Below are 20,922 nucleotides of genomic sequence, written 5' to 3'. Positions count from 1 at the left end.
TTATTCCCTGCTTTCCTGCCTGAAAAATAAAAGTCACCCACAGGCTGCGTATGCTTCTTTTATCCAGTCTTCTGTATTTGTTAATTCTCTAGTATTAATCTTTATTGTAAACGGAATACCCGAATCGTAAGCATACTTTCATCTGCTACCCCTTGCCATTTAGCTCCCAGCTCACGTAGACGAACCATCCGCAGAGCAATCGCTTCTGTGATCATTTCCCCTGCATATAGCAGTGGAATGCCTGGAGGATACGGAATAATCATTTCAGCAGCTGTCCTACCAGCTGATTCCTCTACAGGCACGATCTCCATCTGATCCGGATCAATCGGTTGAAGCCCAAACTGCACCGGACTAGAGTAAGCCTTCATTCCATCATTGTTCCACGTGGAAAAATCTAATTCTAGCCTCTGCTGCTCTTTCCCCGCTAACTCCGGCTCCTCCGCCGTCCCCTTAAATCTTATATCATTATTTATATGCACAAGAGCCTGCAACAGGTGACTCACATCCCTAGCTATAGAGCCTAACGTAAACAATAAAACCACATGTTTCTCGTCACTCATCTCTGGAATACATCCGTAAGTCTCCAACTCACGTTTTAATCCAAACCCATCTAGTACACCCCATGTATCATACAGCACCATTTTAAAAGGGTCCTGAGTTGAGTACCCATTTGTCCTCTCCTCAGCCCTTTCCAGGGCCTCAGAGATCCCCTTCTGAGCGTCACACTTTTCACTTGCCTGCTGTGTAGGCTCTACCAAGCGAAAGCGTGGGAGCTGCGCCAGGCCCTTTCTAAAAGCGTCTGCTGCCGCTAAGCCCTCTGTAAAGGCATCCGTGCCATAAGCATCAATATACCATCTTGCCAAATCCAGCGAGGCCATTAATGGATACGAAGGGCTGGAGCTTTGCACCATAGCCAGCCGCTGACGGAGCAGTTCCCGGTGAATTCTCCGTCCTTGCACATGTAGCATGGCGCCCATAGTCATAGCTGGAAGCATTTTATGTGTTGATTGGACGACTACATCAGCCCCACAGGAAAGAGCAGAGAATGGCAAACGAGGATGCAGCCCATAATGAGCACCATGTGCTTCATCTACCATCAACGGCACATCGGCTGCATGACAAGCTTTAGCTGTAGCAGTCAGATCACGCCCCATCCCATAATAGTTAGGCAACGTAAGTAACACTCCTTTAGCCGAAGGATAGTCCTTGAGTGCAGCCTTTATCGTGTCTGTCGATGGAGCAACCGCCAGCCCGCTTAGTGTATCTATTTCTGGATCTAGGAATACGGCCTCGGCCCCTGATAGCATTAGACCGTTCAGTACAGATTTGTGTACATTTCGCTGTACCAATAGTACATCTCCTGGCTTCGTGCATACGGTCAAAATCATAGCCAAATTACCGACTGTGCTGCCTCCAATAAGCCAAAAGCTCTCTTCTGCACCGAAGCACTTCGCAGCCAGCTCCTGACCTTCACGGATTACGTCTTCTGGGTGATGCAAATCGTCCAATCCGGTAATTTCCGTCGCATCAATAGACATCACCTCTTGCAACAGAGACGCCATTTCTTCATGCCTATAGACTTGTCCATTTTTATGACCGGGTACATGGAAAGAAGCATTTCCCTGAGAACTGTAACGTATTAGAGCTTCCACTAATGGTGCATGAACCGTCTTTTTCCCCATCATTCTGCAATCCTTCCAAACAAAGCTTTATATCTACCCTATTTTATCGTAAAATCAAGCGGAATCCTACTTTTACTCACAGAAAAAAAGGCCCGTATCGACAGACCTTGGAATGCCTATCCTTCAAACACTAGCTAGCGAAGGATATTATGCATTTTTCTGTACCCAAATTTGCTTTAGTTGATCAATAAAAAAATGATATTTGGCGTCAGTTGCATCCGTGTGCACCATTTCCGCTTCACACGTATCACAGATAAACTCGGAAACGATAAAAATGCCTTCATGTTTGTGTTGTCCGCATATGATGCAGCGGTGGTCACCTTGATCATGCATATCCATCCCACCTTGTTTCTTTTACTATTAGTATGGGTCACTTTCTACTATTTTAAACCTTTTCATAGCCCAGTTCGACGATATACTCTATATATATTCTCCTTGGGCTATTATGGTGTTTGTACCCCGTATGTTTAAAAAAACAGCCGCATATGCCGATATAATAAGAAAAGCTTCTATGTATGGATGCCCTTTCATCGAAGCCTTTGTAAACTTCATCAGTGAGAGCTTTTCCTGTAATTATAGAATAGGTTAGCTAACGCTAGATGTCGTCGTTCTATACTCTTACAAAAAATAATTGATGCTTATTAAAGCGGCATGAGCGAAGTACCGTCCCTTTTTCCGGCTGTGGACGGGAAGCCACTTGTGATGCAGTAGATTAATGAAAGGACTGTTCGCATGACAGAGGAAACCGGAACCAAAGCTACCTACTATCACTACAAGCTCATCAAAAAAATCAATATACCGCGTCAGCTGATATGGAGTCACCTCACACTGCCTGTTATTATGCTTCTCTTTCTGCTTCTTGCCTTTTCCTGGACTAGTGTATTTTTGTTTGCTCTTGCCTTTTTCCTAACCTTATGGGTACACTTCGTAATCTCGCGATCTGTCCTATATATAGGTGGTGGGACAGCCTTCCGCAAACGCTGGGCATTCCAGCGCAGGTTGCCTTGGCTAGGCTATATGACAGACCAGTACATAGGCTATAGGATTTTTCGTCGTGTGCACATACATACACTCTGGATTGGTATCTGCTTATCTGCCGTATTCATTCTCTGGTCTCCACCAGCCTTTACCGTATCCTTACTCTTCTGGCACTTATGGCTCATTGCACCGCGTTTATACGTCTTGAGTCGGCTTACAGGGGAGAGAAAAGATGGCATGTTGAAGTTCACCGATGAAGAAGCCTCCTACTATCAACAGTAAATCAATTCACCTCCTATCTGTACAGATCGAAACTTCAACTAATGTATCTCCAACGCTTCAGCCTAAGAATAATAAAAAGGAGCAACCCGACCCGGGTTGCTCCTTTTTTGTAATTTAACAATTATAATCCCTTTATTCTCTCACTAAATAGACTTAGACTTTATCCACATTATATATGTCGTTAAATTAGTAAATCAATCTATACACAAATATATAAAAGGAAGCCACTCTCTACACAACGGCAGTTTCAAGTGCTTCCCCATCTTATCATTCATCATTATCCGTACAGCAACCAATACACTATGAGTTAACTATGACCCTTCAATACATCTTGTGTTGCATACTTAAGTGAAAATCGCACTCTTAATTAAGGTCTACACTTTTACTCTTCACGGTAGCTTTTCTGTCTTTTGGAACCAATACGGTAAAAGAACCATCATGCACAGACAAATGTACCATGTGTTTATTTTTCTGGAACACCTTCTGATTCGAGGTAGATAAATTCGGTTCCTCAGTCCAGCCCCAGGCTGCAATCTCCTCCAGATAAGGAGCAGGTAGACTATCGCTTTCCTTCAACGCTGGCAATGCATAGCGTACATAGTCCATGTCCGAATTGCTGCTGGCCCGATCGGTTTTACTAGCTTCTTTGGGAACCGGAAACGTCTTCTCGTTAGCAGCACCCTCAAACGATGTCCAAGAAGGCTCCTCTTCCACGCACCCGGTAAGAATCGCGACAGCGACACTGAATAGCACCAATAGAGCAAGCCATTTATTTCGCCGCATGATCTTCCCTCCTTACCAGCCTGATTGACTATACAAAATCCTATAATGGAGTTTGCATAATTCTGCAATATAGCAGCGTATGTGTATGGGATTCAATACCTATATTATACAGGGTTTGCTCTTACATTCCGTAACAAAAATGTTACCTTCCTTTTGTAAGGATATTTCCAAATTACATCTATATGCAAAAAAAGAACCATAATCTTAATAAGATCATGGTTCTCTACTTGTTGCTTGGCAACGTCCTACTCTCCCAGGACCCTGCGGTCCAAGTACCATCGGCGCTGGAGGGCTTAACGGTCGTGTTCGGGATGGGTACGTGTGGAACCCCTCCGCTATCGCCACCAAACATGAATTTACACCGTAAATTCTTTTTCAGGAATCAGCATCGCCAAATGCTGTGTGTTTGTTCGTGTAACTTCAGCTACTTGAGCTGATGATATACTGAACTTACACCCTGAAAACTGGATCCGAAACTCATTGCGTCTTATCTTTAGGATAAGCCCTCGACCGATTAGTATTGGTCAGCTCCATGCATTACTGCACTTCCACCCCCAACCTATCTACCTCGTCGTCTTCAAGGGGTCTTACGTATTGGGAAATCTCATCTTGAGGGGGGCTTCACGCTTAGATGCTTTCAGCGCTTATCCCTTCCGTACATAGCTACCCAGCGGTGCTCCTGGCGGAACAACTGGTACACCAGCGGTACGTCCATCCCGGTCCTCTCGTACTAAGGACAGCTCCTCTCAAATTTCCTACGCCCACGACAGATAGGGACCGAACTGTCTCACGACGTTCTGAACCCAGCTCGCGTACCGCTTTAATGGGCGAACAGCCCAACCCTTGGGACCTACTTCAGCCCCAGGATGCGATGAGCCGACATCGAGGTGCCAAACCTCCCCGTCGATGTGGACTCTTGGGGGAGATAAGCCTGTTATCCCCAGGGTAGCTTTTATCCGTTGAGCGATGGCCCTTCCATGCGGTACCACCGGATCACTAAGCCCGACTTTCGTCCCTGCTCGACTTGTAGGTCTCGCAGTCAAGCTCCCTTCTGCCTTTGCACTCTTCGAATGATTTCCAACCATTCTGAGGGAACCTTGGGGCGCCTCCGTTACTCTTTAGGAGGCGACCGCCCCAGTCAAACTGCCCACCTGACACTGTCCTCGTACCGGATCACGGTACCAAGTTAGAACCTAGATACGATCAGGGTGGTATCCCAAGGATGCCTCCCCTCAAGCTGGCGCTCAAAGTTCAACGGCTCCCACCTATCCTGTACAGATCGTACCCAAATTCAATATCAAGCTGCAGTAAAGCTCCATGGGGTCTTTCCGTCTTGTCGCGGGTAACCTGCATCTTCACAGGTATTAAAATTTCACCGGATCTCTCGTTGAGACAGCGCCCAAGTCGTTACGCCATTCGTGCGGGTCAGAATTTACCTGACAAGGAATTTCGCTACCTTAGGACCGTTATAGTTACGGCCGCCGTTTACTGGGGCTTCGGTTCATAGCTTCGCCCGAAGGCTTACCACTCCCCTTAACCTTCCAGCACCGGGCAGGCGTCAGCCCGTATACTTCGCCTTGCGGCTTCGCACAGACCTGTGTTTTTGCTAAACAGTCGCTTGGGCCTTTTCACTGCGGCCCCCTCGGGCTATTCACCCTACCGAGGCACCCCTTCTCCCGAAGTTACGGGGTCATTTTGCCGAGTTCCTTAACGAGAGTTCTTCCGCGCGCCTTAGAATTCTCTTCTCGCCTACCTGTGTCGGTTTGCGGTACGGGCACCTTCTCCTGGCTAGAGGCTTTTCTTGGCAGTCTGAGATCATGACCTTCGCTACTCTAATTTTCGCTCCCCATCACAGCCCAGCCTTAACGATGTGCGGATTTGCCTACACATCAGCCTCACTGCTTAGACGGACATCCATCAGTCCGCGTCACTACCCTACTGCGTCACCCCATCGCTCATAGCGGATTACGGTGGTACAGGAATTTCGACCTGTTGTCCTTCGACTACGCCTATCGGCCTCGCCTTAGGTCCCGACTTACCCTGAGCGGACGAACCTTCCTCAGGAACCCTTAGGCTTTCGGCGGATCTGATTCTCACAGATCTTTTCGTTACTCATACCGGCATTCTCACTTGAATGCAGTCCAGCGCTCCTTCCGGTACACCTTCAACCCGCATTCAACGCTCCCCTACCCCTGATGCAAAGCATCAAGCCATAGCTTCGGTGGTGTGTTTAGCCCCGTTACATTTTCGGCGCAGAGTCACTCGACCAGTGAGCTATTACGCACTCTTTCAATGGTGGCTGCTTCTAAGCCAACATCCTGGTTGTCTGTGCAACTCCACATCCTTTCCCACTTAACACACACTTGGGGACCTTAGCTGATGGTCTGGGCTGTTTCCCTTTCGACAATGGATCTTAGCACTCACTGTCTGACTCCCGGAACTAAATCCATGGCATTCGGAGTTTGACTGAGCTTGGTAACCCTTGCGGGCCCCGCACCCAATCAGTGCTCTACCTCCACGATTCTTTTTTCCGAGGCTAGCCCTAAAGCTATTTCGGGGAGAACCAGCTATCTCCGGGTTCGATTGGAATTTCTCCGCTACCCCCACCTCATCCCCGCATTTTTCAACATGCGTGGGTTCGGGCCTCCAGTGCGTGTTACCGCACCTTCACCCTGGACAGGGGTAGATCACCCGGTTTCGGGTCTACGTCCACGTACTCAGTCGCCCTATTCAGACTCGCTTTCGCTGCGGCTTCAGCTCTTCACCTTAACCTTGCACGGGAACGTAACTCGCCGGTTCATTCTACAAAAGGCACGCCATCACCCATCGATCGGGCTCTGACTTCTTGTAAGCACACGGTTTCAGGATCTATTTCACTCCCCTTCCGGGGTGCTTTTCACCTTTCCCTCACGGTACTGCTTCACTATCGGTCGCCAGGGAGTATTTAGCCTTGGCAGATGGTCCTGCCGGATTCATACGGGGTTTCACGTGCCCCGCACTACTCGGGATCCGTCTCGGAGGGAACAGGTTTTGAACTACAGGGCTTTTACCTTCTCTGGCGGGCCTTTCCAGACCTCTTCATCTAACCGGTTCCTTTGTAACTCCATGTGAGACGTCCCACAACCCCAAGGAGCAAGCTCCTTGGTTTGGGCTAATCCGCGTTCGCTCGCCGCTACTGACGGAATCACTATTGTTTTCTCTTCCTCAGGGTACTTAGATGTTTCAGTTCCCCTGGTCTGCCTCTCACTCACCTATGAATTCAGTGAGTAGTGACTGTCGATGAAGACAGCCGGGTTTCCCCATTCGGACATCCCCGGATCAAAGCTTGCTTACAGCTCCCCGAGGCCTTATCGTTGTTCGCCACGTCCTTCGTCGGCTCCTGGCGCCTAGGCATCCTCCGTGTGCTCTTTGTAGCTTAACCTAGACTTTTCTTTCGCAGAAAGAAAATGTCGATGTTCAATAAGAAAATGATTTTTGCTATAAGCAAAATATCTTTCCTTATTAGCTACCTTTATTTCACTTGTTTACACAAGATCAGCTTAAAGGAATATTCTAAAACGCAATTTCGTTTCGGTATCCAGTTTTCAAGGTGCAATTTGAGAGTTTGAACTCTCAAAACTGAGCAACGAGTGAGTAACAGGCCGAAACCTGAGTTTTGAAGCTTACGCTTCATATTTGAATGTTTCCATTGCAGGAAACGATTCTCCATAGAAAGGAGGTGATCCAGCCGCACCTTCCGATACGGCTACCTTGTTACGACTTCACCCCAATCATCTACCCCACCTTCGGCGGCTGGCTCCTTGCGGTTACCTCACCGACTTCGGGTGTTGTAAACTCTCGTGGTGTGACGGGCGGTGTGTACAAGACCCGGGAACGTATTCACCGCGGCATGCTGATCCGCGATTACTAGCAATTCCGACTTCATGTAGGCGAGTTGCAGCCTACAATCCGAACTGAGACCGGCTTTTCTAGGATTGGCTCCACCTCGCGGCTTCGCTTCCCGTTGTACCGGCCATTGTAGTACGTGTGTAGCCCAGGTCATAAGGGGCATGATGATTTGACGTCATCCCCACCTTCCTCCGGTTTGTCACCGGCAGTCTGCTTAGAGTGCCCAGCTTGACCTGCTGGCAACTAAGCATAAGGGTTGCGCTCGTTGCGGGACTTAACCCAACATCTCACGACACGAGCTGACGACAACCATGCACCACCTGTCTCCTCTGTCCCGAAGGAAAGGCCTATCTCTAGACCGGTCAGAGGGATGTCAAGACCTGGTAAGGTTCTTCGCGTTGCTTCGAATTAAACCACATACTCCACTGCTTGTGCGGGTCCCCGTCAATTCCTTTGAGTTTCAGTCTTGCGACCGTACTCCCCAGGCGGAATGCTTAATGTGTTAACTTCGGCACCAAGGGTATCGAAACCCCTAACACCTAGCATTCATCGTTTACGGCGTGGACTACCAGGGTATCTAATCCTGTTTGCTCCCCACGCTTTCGCGCCTCAGCGTCAGTTACAGCCCAGAGAGTCGCCTTCGCCACTGGTGTTCCTCCACATCTCTACGCATTTCACCGCTACACGTGGAATTCCACTCTCCTCTTCTGCACTCAAGCTCTCCAGTTTCCAGTGCGACCCGAAGTTGAGCCTCGGGATTAAACACCAGACTTAAAGAGCCGCCTGCGCGCGCTTTACGCCCAATAATTCCGGACAACGCTTGCCCCCTACGTATTACCGCGGCTGCTGGCACGTAGTTAGCCGGGGCTTTCTTCTCAGGTACCGTCACTCTTATAGCAGTTACTCTACAAGACGTTCTTCCCTGGCAACAGAGCTTTACGATCCGAAAACCTTCATCACTCACGCGGCGTTGCTCCGTCAGGCTTTCGCCCATTGCGGAAGATTCCCTACTGCTGCCTCCCGTAGGAGTCTGGGCCGTGTCTCAGTCCCAGTGTGGCCGATCACCCTCTCAGGTCGGCTACGCATCGTCGCCTTGGTAGGCCTTTACCCCACCAACTAGCTAATGCGCCGCAGGCCCATCCACAAGTGACAGATTGCTCCGCCTTTCCTCCTTCTCCCATGCAGGAAAAGGATGTATCGGGTATTAGCTACCGTTTCCGGTAGTTATCCCTGTCTTGTGGGCAGGTTGCCTACGTGTTACTCACCCGTCCGCCGCTAGGTTATGTAGAAGCAAGCTTCTACATAACCCCGCTCGACTTGCATGTATTAGGCACGCCGCCAGCGTTCGTCCTGAGCCAGGATCAAACTCTCCATTAAAGACCAACCGAAGTTGGTTTATAGAAAGAGCGATTAGCTCATGTTGAAACTGACGAGATAAAATATCTCTTGTTTGATTTTGCGAACAAAATCAGTTTACTCACTCGTTGTTCAGTTTTCAAAGATCAAACATTCTTTGTTTGCTTTAGGTTTTCTTTCGTTCCCCTCAGCAACTTTTATAGTATATCATGTTATTCAGGTTTGTGTCAACACTTTTTTTTAAAGAGTGTTTTCTGCTTCTTTTATTTCAACACTTGAAGCGACAAGAAAGAATATATCATAAATCCACTATATTGTGCAACTGTTTTTTTAAAAAAACTCAGTTAAGTAACAATACACTCGATATAAATCTCTCTTTGAAGCATCAGGTTAATGATCTCGCCATCTACTTGAATCAACGGACGAGTCGGGTGGTCTCGATCAGCAAATATAATTTCCCCTGTACGGTTATCATTGAGACGCACCTTGGTCCCATTATTAAATTGGGTTAGCTTTTGAATGAAGACTTGCACGACACTTGGGTCCAGCTTTCCAAATGATTCTGATTTGATTTGCTCTAGAACCAGATACGGTGATTGGGCAGGTCGGTATGTTTTCTCCAGAGTCATGGCATGGAATACATCAGCCACCCCTACGATTTTAGCGTATATGTGGATTTGCTCCCCTTTAAGACGCAATGGATATCCAGTACCGTCCACTTTCTCGTGATGTTGAAGAGCTGCCAAACGCACACCTTCGTTAATAGCCTTCACATTTTTAAGCAATTGGTATCCTAGTGATGTATGGCGGCGTACTTCTTCTTGCTCTTCCTGCGTTAGTTGGGAAGGCTTGTACAGAATGGACGGGTCCATCTTAGCATTTCCTATATCATGAAGCAATCCGGCAAAAGCCACCTGCATCCAATCCTTTTGAGGCAACCCAATCCATTGTGCAATGGAGTAAGAGGTAAGGGAGGTTAGCACGGCATTGTGAAAAATATAGTCCACTTCGATCATAGCAGGCGGAGTATAGGTCATTACATTATAGCGTTGGATATGCGCCAGCAAGGACTCTAGTTGTCCCCGCAACTCATATATAGATAAATTAGAGACGAGCACTGATTGAAACGCATTCTTAACAAGCATCACCATTTTGTCATACTCATCCTGGAATTGTTCAGATTCATCTCGCCCATCTAACGAAGCTCCCTGCGATTCAGCTGTCCCAGATCGAACAGTGGTAGGCTCGCTACCGGATTTTGCAATATCATCCGTCCCTACCTCTACTTGTTGAATCAGGAACGCCTCTAAAATCTCTAAGTCACGTGGTAGCAGAATTCGCCCTTTCGGTAGTAGCAAGCTGCCCATTTCAGTAAAAACGTCGCTTTGCAATTTAAGTCCTGCTTTTAATTCGGATACGGGTACAGTTGTCATGGTCAACCTCTCTGTTCTCACAACAGCTGCTCCAGCTGCCAGTTATGATGTCATTATATTACTTGGAAATGATCCTGTACATTCATTTTATGCCATTTAAAAACGTACTGGTCTGAATTGGTCAGCCTGAACAAGAAAAAAAGACTCTCTTGACCAAATAGCCAGAGAGTCTCTTCAATCTACATTTGTTGTTTCTATATTCAGGGCTTATTCGTCCTCAGAAGATTCTGAATCGTTACCTTCCGTATCTTCTGTATTCACTTCAAGAGTTGGTTCAGCAGATGATAGAGTTGGCTCCTCACCAGTTCCTCCATCCTCTAATAAATCCTCAAGCAGTTCATCTTGCTCCTCATTCTTGTTCGCACGACAAACCGTTGCAACCGAATCATCATCGCGAATATTAATCAGTCTTACCCCTTGCGTATTCCGACCCATCGTGGAGATTTCCCCCATGCTAGTCCGGATCAAGGTGCCACTAGCTGTAATAATCATCAAGTCCTCTTCGGCTTTTACAACCTTGAGGCCGACAACTGGACCATTTTTATCGGTAACGTTAATCGTCTTGATCCCCTTGCCCCCACGGCTCTGGATACGATAATCCACAGCAGGGGTACGTTTGCCATAACCCTTGGCTGTTACGATCAGAATATCCAGGTCGGTATTGACGATATCCATGCCGATTACAGCATCACTTTCATCAAGACTAATCCCTTTAACTCCTGTAGCACTACGTCCCATAGATCGTACATCACTTTCAGGGAAACGGATAGACATCCCTTGTGCTGTGCCGATAATCATTTCCTGCTGTCCATCAGTCAGCTTCACTTCGATCAGGGCGTCATCTTCGCGCAAGTTAATGGCAATCAGGCCGCCTTTGCGGATATTCGCATAGTCATCAAGAGGTGTTTTCTTAATAATCCCATGTTGGGTCGCAAAGAATAGATAACTGTCCTCCACAAATTCCTCAATTGGAATTACCGCATTGATCGACTCACCCTGTTCAATCTGAATCAGGTTAATAATCGGTGTCCCCCGAGCTGTCCGGCTTAAGTCTGGAATCTCATAAGCCTTAATCCGGTATACCTTGCCCTTGTCCGTAAAGAATAACAAATGATGATGTGAATTCGTAATGAACAGATGCTCTACGAAGTCCTCATCTTTGGTATCCATACCTACTACACCACGACCACCGCGTTTTTGACTGCGATACGTAGTAACAGGAAGGCGTTTGATATATCCAGTATGGGTTACAGTAATAATAACGTCTTCACGCGGAATGAGATCCTCATCAAGAATACTTTCTTCACCCACTGTAATTTCAGTGCGACGATCATCGGCGAAGCGTCCTTTCAGCTCATTCAGCTCTTCACTAATGATGTTGAGTACCAGATGCTCATTCGCCAAAATTTCACGGTATTCCATTATCTTTTGAATTAGCTCGTTATATTCGTTCTCGATCTTCTCACGTTCCAAACCGGTTAAGCGTTGCAGACGCATATCGAGAATAGCCTGAGCCTGCTCAAGAGTCAGCGAGAAACGCTCAATCAGTCCTTCACGGGCTGCTTCTGCAGTTTGGGAAGAACGAATCAAGGAAATAACTTCGTCCAGATGGTCAAGAGCAATACGCAAGCCTTCCAGAATGTGTGCTCTAGCTTCGGCTTTTTTCAGATCGAATTCTGTCCGACGACGAATAACCTCAATCTGATGCTTGAGATAATAATACAAGACATCTTTCAGGTTCAAAATCTTCGGCTCATTGTTTACAATCGCAAGCATATTGATACCAAAATTGGACTGCATGGCTGTATGTTTAAACAAATTATTCAGAACGACGTTCGGGTTCACATCTCTACGCAACTCGATAACGATACGCATACCCGTACGGTCGGATTCATCTCGAAGATCCGTAATGCCTTCAATACGCTTGTCACGTACTAATTCAGCAATTTTCTCGACCAGACGAGCCTTGTTCACTTGGTAAGGCAGTTCATGCACGATAATCCGTGCTTTATTGCCAATCTCTTCTATGGTGGTCTTCGCACGCATGGTCACAGATCCGCGGCCAGTCTGATACGCCTGGCGAATGCCTGAGCGACCTAAGATATAACCTGCTGTCGGGAAATCCGGCCCTTGAATGTAATCCATAAGTTCCATCGGCGTAATGTCAGGGTTTTCGATCAGCGCTTGTACACCATCGATAACCTCTCCCAAGTTATGCGGAGGAATATTGGTTGCCATACCAACTGCAATCCCGCCGACACCGTTAACCAGCAAGTTAGGATAACGTGCAGGCAATACGACAGGCTCGTTCTCTTCACCATCGTAGTTAGGCATAAAATCAACGGTCTCTTTGTTCAAATCACGGAGCATTTCCATGGCTATCTTGGACAGCCGTGCTTCAGTGTAACGCATTGCTGCTGCCATATCTCCATCCACGGAGCCAAAGTTACCGTGTCCATCCACCAACATATAACGCAAGGAAAAATCCTGCGCCATCCGCACCATCGTATCATACACAGCCGTATCACCATGAGGGTGGTACTTACCGATAACTTCACCGACGATTCTTGCTGATTTTTTATAAGGCTTATCTGGCGACATGCCTAGCTCGGACATCGCGTACAAAATACGACGGTGTACCGGCTTCAGTCCGTCCCGCACATCAGGCAAGGCACGGCTAACAATAATACTCATGGCATAATCCATAAAGGATTCGCGCATTTCCACTCCGATATCCCTATTGATGATTTGCGAGTTATTTTGATCCGCCATGCTGGTCCTCCTTCTCATCCTTCAATACAGCGCTCTCTATGTGAAAAGCCTAACAAGACACTGCCTATATACTCCGCTCCTTGCGCAGGATTTTGGCTGAAATCCTCATCTGTATAATTATATTACTTTCACAAAAAGAGCACAATTAAACGCATTTGTCCTCTTTACAGCGTAAAACCCTCGTCATTCCCCTTCTGCCTGTAGCAGATTGCTATTTTCTTGTACAACTTACAAGCCCTGATTATAACAAATTCCCCTGAACTGGGGATTAGCCCCCACCCTAAGGGCCTTTTCCACATACAATACGTATACGGTCAGGGTTCTACTTAGCAAAATTCCGAAAAACGCCGTATTTCTCTATTATATCATTGTTTTACGCGCTTGTCCTTTAGTTTCCCTTGTTTTGTTAAAGGGTGTGTATTCCAGGTACATGACTCATATTTCGAAAAGAAAGGGATGAGAATACTTGTCAATTCAGCGAGTATCCAGTAAGTGGGCCAAAACAAATGCCATTCTTCCCCATCCGACATTGGCCGCTTATATACCGGAAACACGTTTGTACACGTTTGAGCACCTGAATGAAATGTTGGCGGTGTATGGAACTGTCTATATTAAGCCGGATAATGGTACTTATGGTAAAGGGGTTATGCGCGCAGAAAGGCAGACAGAGCAGCTTCCGCCGACAGAAGAAGGAATCATCGAGGAGAGAACTTGGTATGTGCTTCGCTATGAAGTAGATATCCTCACCTTTGAAAGTCTGGATGAGTTGCATAGGGTGGTTTCTTCTCGTATAAAGAAACGTCCATATCTAATACAGCGCGGAATTCCTCTTCTTCAGCATGAAGCCCGTCCCTTCGATCTGAGGGTATTAACCCAGATGAACTTGAGGCATCAATGGGAAACAACGCTTATTGTAGGACGTGTAGCTGCTCCTGACAAAGTCGTCACCAATCATCACAGCGGTGGGACAACGCGCTTTTTCAATGAATTGGTGGCTCCATACATGGATGTAAAGGAAGCCGTTCGACTGGAGCAAAAATTATCGAAAATGGGCGAGCGAGTAGCTTGGCAGCTACAAAAAAGATACCCTCGTTTAAGGGAAATCGGGTTAGATGTAGGATTGGACCAGCAAAACTATCCGTGGATTTTGGAGGTCAATACAAGACCAGCCATCAAAGTGTTCGCTTCTCTCCCAAACAAAAGCCTCTATCATAAAATATTCAGATATGCAGTAGGCTACGGCCGGTATACGGCATCCACAGGTAAACCTGTACGCTCTAAGAAAAAGGCCTAAAACATTGAAATTAAATATTCAAATCCATCCGGGCTGGTTAATGACAAGAAAAGGGACGCCCCATTTGGGCGCCCCTTGTGCACTCTTTCCTATACAATCCTAATGAACAGATAACATAGCCATCAGGATGGAATAACACACATTAGAAATCTAGGTTTTTCACGTACTTCGCATGTTCTTGGATAAAGTCGCGGCGAGGTTCTACATTGTCACCCATTAAGGTATTGAACAGCGTATCAGCCAGCATCGCGTCACTGACAGTTACCTGCAGCATTGTACGGCTCTCTGGGTCCATCGTGGTTTCCCAAAGTTGGGTCGCATTCATCTCACCCAAACCTTTATAACGCTGTACATTGTACTTCGCATTTTCTCCAAATTCCTTAATGATCTCGTCACGTTCCGCCTCAGAGTTCGCATAACGAACAACTTTGTTACGCTCGACTTTGAATAGTGGTGGCTGAGCAATGTATATATAGCCCGCATCAATGATTTTGCGCATGTAGCGATAGAAGAACGTCAGCAACAATGTGCGAATATGAGCACCATCGACATCGGCATCTGTCATGATAATGACCTTGTGGTAACGGGCTTTGGTGATGTCAAAATCATCTCCGATCCCTGTACCCATTGCTGTTACCATCGAACGTATTTCATCACTGGACAAAATACGGTCCAAGCGTGCCTTTTCAACATTCAGGATTTTACCGCGAATTGGCAAAATCGCTTGAAAGTGACGATCACGCCCCTGCTTGGCCGATCCCCCTGCTGAGTCACCTTCGACGATGTACAATTCACTGATCGAAGCGTCCTTAGAGGAGCAATCCGCCAGCTTACCTGGGAGCGAACTAATTTCCAACGCACTTTTGCGACGTGTAAGTTCACGCGCTTTGCGCGCTGCTTCCCGGGCTCGAGCTGCTTGTAATGATTTATCAACCACACGGCGGGAGACGGACGGGTTTTCCTCCAGGAATTCCTGGAGTTTCTCTGCGAACAGAGACTCGACAATTCCTCGCACTTCACTGTTGCCGAGCTTTGTTTTAGTCTGACCCTCAAACTGTGGTTCTGGGATTTTGACGGAGATGATCGCTGTCAAACCTTCGCGTACATCGTCACCGGTCAAATTGGCGTTGTTATCCTTAATCAAGCCATTTTTGCGTGCATAATCGTTAATAATCCGGGTTAATGCACTCTTGAAACCTGATTCATGAGTTCCGCCCTCATGGGTGTTGATATTGTTGGCAAAAGAATAAATATTCTCGGTATAGCTGTCGTTATATTGCAATGCAACTTCGACCTGAATCATGTCACGAGAGCCTTCGACATAAATCGGCTGTTCATGCAGTGCTTCTCTTTTTTGATTCAGAAACTGCACATATTCACTGATTCCACCCTCATAGTGAAATGTATCGCTGGCGCCTGTCCGTTCATCGGTCAAGCTAATTGCAATGCCCTTGTTCAGGAAAGCCAGCTCACGAATCCGCGTCTGCAGCGTATCATAGTCATATACGGTCGTTTCGGTAAAGATTTGTTCGTCCGGATAGAAGGTCGTTTGGGTACCTGTCTCTTCTGTATCACCGATGACTCTGACATCATACTGTGGAGCACCACGATGGTATTCCTGCTCATATACATGTCCATCCCGTTTGACATGAACGATCATTTTGCTGGAGAGAGCGTTCACCACGGATACACCAACCCCGTGCAGACCACCAGACACCTTGTACCCTCCGCCTCCGAATTTACCACCTGCGTGAAGTACGGTCATTACGACTTCCAGCGCTGATTTTTTCATTTTGGCGTGTTCACTTACCGGAATACCGCGGCCGTTATCTGTAACGGTAATGCTATTATCTTTGTGAACGACAACTTGAATGCTGTTACAATAACCCGCCAGCGCTTCGTCAATACTGTTGTCCACAACTTCCCAGACCAGATGATGGAGCCCCTTGACGCTCGTGGAGCCAATATACATCCCGGGACGTTTCCGAACCGCTTCCAGGCCTTCGAGGACCTGAATCTCGCCCGCATCATAAGACGGTTGATTCATAGACATGCCTTTCACCTACTTCTATAGATTTCTATGGTTAAGCATTGGCAACAAACTGGTTTGCCCGCTTTTTGAGTGTTGTTGAGGAGATGGGGGAATAATACACCGTATTCTGAGTCACTACGATGGACTTGGCTTCCTCTTCGCCAATCATCTCGACATGCTTTTGCTGCTGAGCGTGGTTCACGTATTGTTTGGAGATTTTAGAGGATTTTTCAATCGAGATATCGAAAATAGCCACAAGCTCTGACGAGCGGATGATCTTTTCTCCACCCAGATGAATATACATACCGGTCACTCACTCCTTAGTGTTCCACATGCCCGTCGTGGACGTGATAAATATGGGCACCCTTAAGTCGTTCTGCGTTCAACGTCTCAATCCCGGTTGCCGTGATAAAGGTCTGTACCTTGCTTTGGAAAGTCTCGATCAGCTGAGTCTGACGATAGGGGTCCAGCTCGGACAATACATCATCCAGCAGCAGGATAGGATACTCCCCAATTTCCTCATGAATTAATTCTATTTCGGCCAGCTTCAAAGACAGGGCCGTCGTCCGCTGCTGCCCCTGAGAGCCATACGTATGCACTTCTCTGCCGTTAATGGCAAAGGCCAAATCATCACGATGGGGTCCCGCCAAAGTCATGCCACGGCGGATTTCCTGTTCCCTCATTTGGGATAACTTTATCATAAATCGCTCCAATAAGACAGCTTCATCTTCTTCCTCTGGCTCACCGAAAGAGGGAACATAGGTTAATTTTAACTCTTCTGTCCCACCTGCAATCCCTTCATGAATGGCCTGGGCCCACTTTTGTAGCTTTGTTATAAATTGTTTCCGCTTTTTTACAATTTTAACACCATGCTCAACAAGTTGCTCATTCCATACCTCCAGCATCAGCTGCACGGACGCCATATCTTTACCCCAAGCTTGCTTGAGCAGGTTATTCCGCTGAACCAGCACTTTCTGATATTGCTGCAAATGATACAAATATCCTGGCGCAACTTGTCCAATTTCCATGTCAAGAAACCGGCGGCGAACCCCCGGTGTTCCTTTGACAATTTCCAGATCCTCGGGCGCAAACATGACCACGTTTAACGAACCGATAAAATCGCTCAGCTTTCGCTGTTCTAGCCCGTTGATCTTTGCTTTTTTGCCTTGTGTGGATAACGAGAGATCCAATCTGATTTTCCCGTATTTCTTATCCACATCGGCAGCCAGATGGGTGGAAGTAGCCCCGAAAGAAATTAATTCCTTGTCGCGGGACGTTCGGTGACTTTTAGTTAAAGCCAATACAAAAATCGCCTCAACCAGATTCGTTTTGCCTTGCGCATTTTGTCCGATCAGCAAATTAACGGGCCCGAATTCATTCAGCTCCAGCTGTTCATAGTTCCGGTACTGCTGCAAAACAATGTTGTTCACAAACACATAGGGTCCCCCTTGTTATTCCGCACCTAAAAGGAGTCCTTGCCGTTCAGGCGATCATGCTCCTGCCGTAACCTCGAAACGTCCAATGTCCTCTACTTCTACGGTATCGCCTGGGTACAATTTTCTTCCGCGACGTTCTTCTGGCTCACCATTAACACGAACTTGCCCCTCCTGCAGTAGGGCTTTAGCCATGCCTCCTGTGGATACACAATCGGCTAATTTCAAAAATTGATCGAGCTTGATGTATTCGGTCTGTATAGATATTGCTTTCAAGGCTTGTTCATCCTTTCGCTTGTTCGGGTGGGTGACGCTAGTTGGTTGTGCGATATGGCAGGATGATATACAGCGCATTGCTGGAATCTGCCGGTTTTAAAATAATGGGGCTCATAATGCCGGTAAAAGCAATCGTCAGCTGCTCGCTGTCAATTACCTTCAGCACGTCGAGCATATATTTGGAGTTGAACGAGATTTTGAGTGGCTCTCCCTCAAATTTGGATACATTTACTTCCTCACGCACTTTACCAAGTTCAGATGAGCTGGAGGAAATCTCTAGATCACCGTTTTCCAACGATTGCATTTTTACAATATTCGTTTTTTCCTCACGAGAAAGCAAATAAGCACGGTCAATAGACTCGCTCAAACTTTTTGTGTCCACAATCAGTTCTGTTTTGTAGGAAGTCGGAATAATTCTAGAAGTATCAGGATAGGTGCCGTCCAAGATGCGGGAGTAAAATAACACGCGATCCACCTTAAATAATACCTGATTGTCCGCTACGACGATATCCACAAGCATATTTTGATCCGGAATAATTCTGCTCAGCTCATTGAGCGTTTTGCCTGCAATGACAACATTGCTAAAACGCAAGCCTTCAGACGTCTCCAAATGAGCGCTACGGGTGGCAAGGCGGTGGCGGTCCGTTGCGACAAATTTCAATTCGCCCTCAGCCAGATTCCACAATACACCAGTCAAAATAGGTGTCGTTTCATGGGTAGAGATGGAGAATACCGTCTGTTTAATCATATTTTTAAGCAAATCACCTGGCACAGAGATCACTTGATTTTCCTCAATGTTGGGAAGCACCGGAAATTCTTCAGGGTCCAAACCAACGATCTGAATTTCAGTAGCACCGGATGAGATGAAGGTTTGGAATTGGTCTTTTACCTCCATACGGATCTCCTGAGACGGCAACTTTTTGATAATTTCGACAAAGAATTTAGCGGGTAGCACTACACTGCCGGGTTGTTCGATCTGAACGACCGTTTGGTCACCATCCTCCATCGGAATAAAGGATTGAATAGAGATGTCTGTATCGCTGGCGGTCAGTGTGACTCCCTGGTGATTCACATCGAGCTTAATACCACTCAAAATTGGAATTGTCGTCCGACTGGATATCGCTTTGGATACATGTTGTATGGCCTCGTTCAAAACGTTTTTCAGAATGCTAATCTTCATAAGTTCCTCCTACGGGTTTTAATCCTTCAAGCACGCGTTGACGCGGGCCTTATATAGGTGATGTATATCTTTAAAATATATTAGTAATAGTAATAGGCGCACTGAATATGTGGATAACTATCTGTAACCCTAATAAAATCAAGCCTATCCACATGTGTATAAATTGTGTATAGGCTCTGAACTTGTTCAGGTTGGATTTTTGATTTTTTCTATTAGGTTGTTGATAACTTTAAATAGATCCTGATCCACTTGAATGGATTTGGAGATTTTTTCGTGCGCATGAATGACAGTCGTATGATCACGTCCGCCGAAAGCTTCGCCGATTTTCGGCAAAGAATAGTCGGTTAACTCACGGGAAAGATACATGGCAATCTGCCGTGGAAAAGCCACAGCCTTCGTCCGCTTACGTGCTTTGAAATCTTCCAGTCGTAGATTATAAAATTCCCCGACTTGATGCTGTATATCCTGAATCGTGATCATTTTTGGACGGCTGGATGGGATAATATCCTTTAACGCCTCAGCCGCGAGATGGCTTGATACATCCTGATTGGTTAAGGAAGAATAAGCGACAACGCGAATGAGCGCTCCTTCCAGCTCACGGATGTTTGTATCAATTTGATTCGCGATATACATCATGGCCTCATTAGGAATATCCAGATTTTCCGCCCGCGCCTTTTTCCGAAGAATAGCAATTCTCGTCTCCAGATCCGGCGGTTGAATATCCGTAATCAGTCCCCACTCGAAGCGAGAGCGCAGCCGTTCTTCCAGCGTTGGAATCTCTTTAGGCGGCCGATCGCTTGAGATTATAATCTGCTTGCGTTCCTCATGAAGCGCATTGAACGTATGGAAAAATTCCTCTTGCGTCGATTCCTTGCCCGCAATGAATTGAATATCATCAATGAGCAAAATATCAATGTTGCGATATTTATTCCGAAAACTTTCCCCACGGTTGTCGCGGATGGCATTAATGAATTCGTTCGTAAACTTCTCCGACGATAAATAAACGACCTTGCTGGTCGGATTGTGCTCCAAAATATAGTGTCCGATAGCATGCATCAGATGCGTTTTCCCCAGACCTACACCACCGTATAGAAACAGCGGATTGTAAGCTTTGGCCGGCGCCTCGGCGACGGCCAGCGATGCCGCATGGGCAAAACGGTTCCCCGATCCGATGACAAATGTATCGAATGTATATTTGGGATTCAGCATATGGGACACAGCTTCTTCTTGAACGACCGGCTGCTGCTGAGGTTGTTGCTGAAGGTCGACCTCGGCGGGCTTGTTCTCTTCAATAACGAACTTGACCTCTAAATGCTTGCCCAAAATCTCATAAACCGTTGCCCCGACTAACTTGGTATAGCGGCTTTCAAGCCATTCCACGGCAAAAGTTGTCGGTGCAGAAATCACAATGGAGTGGTCATTTAGTTTCGCTGCCTTGGTAGCCTTAAACCAAGTGTCGTAACTCGGCTTACTCAGCTTGGTTTGTATAATGGATAGAATTTGCTGCCATAGTTCAGAGGTATGGCTGTCCAC

General features: G+C 46.8%; 13 protein-coding genes and 3 rRNA genes. 2 read left to right on the top strand and 14 right to left on the bottom strand.

Features of this window, described 5'->3' with window-relative positions; all coding sequences use genetic code 11:
- Window positions 1-101: 101 nt before the first annotated feature.
- Together PPM_RS00080 and PPM_RS00075 are read right to left on the bottom strand one after the other, a co-directional pair.
- Window positions 102-1,685, bottom strand: a complete 1,584-nt coding sequence (locus PPM_RS00080) for an aminotransferase class I/II-fold pyridoxal phosphate-dependent enzyme (protein ID WP_013368657.1) — start codon at window positions 1,683-1,685, stop codon at window positions 102-104.
- Window positions 1,686-1,829: 144 nt separating this feature from the next.
- Window positions 1,830-2,015, bottom strand: coding sequence for a sigma factor G inhibitor Gin (locus PPM_RS00075; RefSeq protein WP_013368656.1), 186 nt, complete (start codon window positions 2,013-2,015; stop codon window positions 1,830-1,832).
- A 399-nt stretch (window positions 2,016-2,414) separates the two neighbouring features.
- On the opposite strand from PPM_RS00075, the gene PPM_RS00070 reads away from it, so the two are divergent.
- Window positions 2,415-2,942, top strand: coding sequence for a hypothetical protein (locus PPM_RS00070; protein WP_013368654.1), 528 nt, complete (start codon window positions 2,415-2,417; stop codon window positions 2,940-2,942).
- A 363-nt stretch (window positions 2,943-3,305) separates the two neighbouring features.
- Here PPM_RS00070 and PPM_RS00065 read toward each other — a convergent pair whose 3' ends face one another.
- The 6 genes from PPM_RS00065 to gyrA all read right to left on the bottom strand — a co-directional run bounded on the left by PPM_RS00065 (window position 3,306) and on the right by gyrA (window position 13,174).
- Window positions 3,306-3,725 (bottom strand): hypothetical protein, encoded by a 420-nt coding sequence (locus PPM_RS00065; RefSeq protein WP_013368653.1) that lies wholly within the window; start codon window positions 3,723-3,725, stop codon window positions 3,306-3,308.
- 232 nt (window positions 3,726-3,957) lie between these two features.
- Window positions 3,958-4,074: ribosomal RNA gene (gene rrf, locus PPM_RS00060) — 5S ribosomal RNA — on the bottom strand.
- A gap of 145 nt (window positions 4,075-4,219) precedes the next feature.
- Window positions 4,220-7,146, bottom strand: a 23S ribosomal RNA gene (locus PPM_RS00055).
- Window positions 7,147-7,436: 290 nt separating this feature from the next.
- Window positions 7,437-8,990 (bottom strand): 16S ribosomal RNA (locus PPM_RS00050).
- The 16S, 23S and 5S rRNA genes sit together here, the layout of an rRNA operon.
- A 323-nt stretch (window positions 8,991-9,313) precedes the next feature.
- The gene (locus PPM_RS00045; protein ID WP_013368652.1) at window positions 9,314-10,402 is read right to left on the bottom strand and encodes an HD-GYP domain-containing protein; all 1,089 of its coding nucleotides are present in this window, start codon (window positions 10,400-10,402) and stop codon (window positions 9,314-9,316) included.
- 207 nt (window positions 10,403-10,609) lie between these two features.
- A complete protein-coding gene (gene gyrA / locus PPM_RS00040) occupies window positions 10,610-13,174 on the bottom strand; it encodes a DNA gyrase subunit A (RefSeq protein ID WP_013368650.1) in 2,565 nt (854 codons plus the stop codon).
- A gap of 466 nt (window positions 13,175-13,640) precedes the next feature.
- Here gyrA and PPM_RS00035 point away from each other — a divergent pair, with 466 nt between their 5' ends.
- A complete protein-coding gene (locus PPM_RS00035; RefSeq protein ID WP_013368649.1) occupies window positions 13,641-14,468 on the top strand; it encodes a YheC/YheD family protein in 828 nt (275 codons plus the stop codon).
- Between the two features lie 142 nt (window positions 14,469-14,610).
- Here PPM_RS00035 and gyrB read toward each other — a convergent pair whose 3' ends face one another.
- The 6 genes from gyrB to dnaA form a co-directional block, all read right to left on the bottom strand.
- Window positions 14,611-16,521, bottom strand: coding sequence for a DNA topoisomerase (ATP-hydrolyzing) subunit B (gene gyrB / locus PPM_RS00030; protein ID WP_013368648.1), 1,911 nt, complete (start codon window positions 16,519-16,521; stop codon window positions 14,611-14,613).
- Between the two features lie 31 nt (window positions 16,522-16,552).
- On the bottom strand, window positions 16,553-16,804 hold the full coding sequence (gene remB, locus PPM_RS00025) for an extracellular matrix regulator RemB (RefSeq protein WP_007433255.1): 252 nt from the start codon (window positions 16,802-16,804) through the stop codon (window positions 16,553-16,555).
- Between the two features lie 16 nt (window positions 16,805-16,820).
- Complete coding sequence (gene recF, locus PPM_RS00020) at window positions 16,821-17,936, bottom strand: DNA replication/repair protein RecF (RefSeq protein WP_013368647.1); 1,116 nt, start codon at window positions 17,934-17,936, stop codon at window positions 16,821-16,823.
- Window positions 17,937-17,990: 54 nt separating this feature from the next.
- Entirely contained in the window at window positions 17,991-18,209 is a 219-nt protein-coding gene (gene yaaA / locus PPM_RS00015; RefSeq protein WP_013368646.1) for a S4 domain-containing protein YaaA, read from the bottom strand.
- Between the two features lie 37 nt (window positions 18,210-18,246).
- Entirely contained in the window at window positions 18,247-19,389 is a 1,143-nt protein-coding gene (dnaN, locus tag PPM_RS00010) for a DNA polymerase III subunit beta (RefSeq protein WP_013368645.1), read from the bottom strand.
- A gap of 186 nt (window positions 19,390-19,575) precedes the next feature.
- A complete protein-coding gene (dnaA, locus tag PPM_RS00005) occupies window positions 19,576-20,922 on the bottom strand; it encodes a chromosomal replication initiator protein DnaA (RefSeq protein WP_013368644.1) in 1,347 nt (448 codons plus the stop codon).

This window comes from Paenibacillus polymyxa M1 (genome assembly GCF_000237325.1).
GTDB classification, from domain to species: Bacteria; Bacillota; Bacilli; order Paenibacillales; family Paenibacillaceae; genus Paenibacillus; species Paenibacillus polymyxa_C.
Note: the sequence above shows the minus strand (reverse complement) of the source record. Positions and strands in the feature narration are given on the sequence as shown.